This window comes from Variovorax sp. 20P10.2.4, assembly GCF_058244205.1.
In genome coordinates, this window is the sequence record NZ_JBZAYE010001077.1 from 1 (window position 1) to 1,527 (window position 1,527).

Below are 1,527 nucleotides of genomic sequence, written 5' to 3' on the forward strand. Positions count from 1 at the left end.
GGTGCACAGGATCGCGGCCAGGGCCAGCGGCAGGGCGCGACGAGGCGCCCTTCGATCGAGGGTCGTCATAAGTCTCCTTCGGGCCGGCGAGCGGCCTCTCTCGGTGGGTGGGGGAAGAAAAAAGGAAGCAGCAGCGATCAGGGCGACTCGTAGCCCACGGTGCGCACCAGCTCGCGGTAGCGCGCGATCTCCGCGCGGTAGAACTTCTCGGCCGCCTCCAGGCTCATCGGCTGGAAGATCGTCTTGGCCTGCGCCTCGAGCTGCGCGCGCGCATGGGCATTGGCGAGCCCGCTCTCGATCGCGGCGTTGAGCCGCTCGGCCACCGGCTGCGGCGTGCCCTTCTTCACCGCGTAGGCGGTCCAGATGCTGAAGTCGAAGCCCTTCATCGACACCGAGTCCGCGCTCGAGGGCACGTCCTCGAACGGCGCCGGCAGCCGGCCGCCCGAGAGCGCGCCGATCACGCGCAGCTTGCCCTGGCGCGCGTAGTCGGCATAGAAGGCCTGGTAGGGCATGAAGGCGAAGTCGATCTGGCCGCCGAGCAGGTCCTGCAGCAGCGGCGCGCCGCCCTTGTAGGGCACGTGCGTGGCGTTCGCGCCGGCGCGCCTGGCGAACAGCTCGCCCAGCAGGTGGTAGAGCGTGCCCGGGCCGGTCGAGCCGTAGCTCAGCGGCGCGTCCTTGCCGCGGGTGCGCGCCAGCGCCACCAGCTCGTCGAGCGTGCGCGCGGGCAGCTTGTCGTTGACCACCACCACCAGCGGCGAGATCGCGACCGGCGCCACCAGCTGGAAGTCCTCGGGGCGGTAGCGCACGCTCCTGTTGACCATGCCCGAGAGGATCAGCTCGCTGGGCGAGCCCTGGAACAGGGAGTGGCCGTCGGCCGGTGCCGCGAGCACCTTGTTGGCGGCGATGGCGCCGGCCGCGCCGCCGAGGTTCTCGACGATCACCTGCCCACCCAGCGCCTTGGCCACGGGCTCGGCGAGCGCGCGCGCCGTGAAGTCGCTGGCCGCGCCGGCCGGGTACGGCACCATCAAGGTGACCAGCTTCGAGGGAAAGGCCGCGGGCTGCGCCCAGGCGCCGGTGCCCACGGCCGCAAGACCGGCGAGGGCCACGGCGAGCGCCAGGGCGCCGCGGCGGCGGGACAGCCCGGACGACAGCCGGGAGAAGCGTTGCGAGAAGCCGTGCATGGGGCGATTCCTTGGGTCGAAAGCAGTACGCGACGGATGCTAGAAATCGCCCCTCTATCTGTCCAATGCATTGTTTTTCTGCTTATCATGATCTGGACTCATGATCGGCACGCCATGAACCTGCAGCAACTCGAGCATTTGCTCGCGCTCGCCGAAACCGGCTCCTTCAGCCGCGCCTCCGAGAAGGTGCACCTCACGCAGCCCGCGCTCAGCCGCAGCATCCAGATGCTCGAGCAGGAGCTCGGCATGCCGCTGATCGACCGCATCGGCAAGCGCAACGAGCTCACGCCCTTCGGCGCGATGGTGCTGGCACGCGCGCGGCGCATCTCGAGCGAGGCGCAGGAGC

The 1,527-nt window shown here is 70.1% G+C and carries 2 protein-coding genes; one reads left to right on the forward strand and one right to left on the reverse strand.

Going from position 1 to position 1,527, the window contains the following annotated elements:
- Positions 1-137 precede the first annotated feature (137 nt).
- Positions 138-1,181 (reverse strand): tripartite tricarboxylate transporter substrate binding protein, encoded by a 1,044-nt coding sequence (locus AC27VN_RS41220; protein ID WP_490880476.1) that lies wholly within the window; start codon positions 1,179-1,181, stop codon positions 138-140.
- A 114-nt stretch (positions 1,182-1,295) separates the two neighbouring features.
- On the opposite strand from AC27VN_RS41220, the gene AC27VN_RS41225 reads away from it, so the two are divergent.
- Positions 1,296-1,527: LysR family transcriptional regulator (locus AC27VN_RS41225; protein ID WP_490880477.1), on the forward strand; the 232-nt coding region annotated here is incomplete at its 3' end.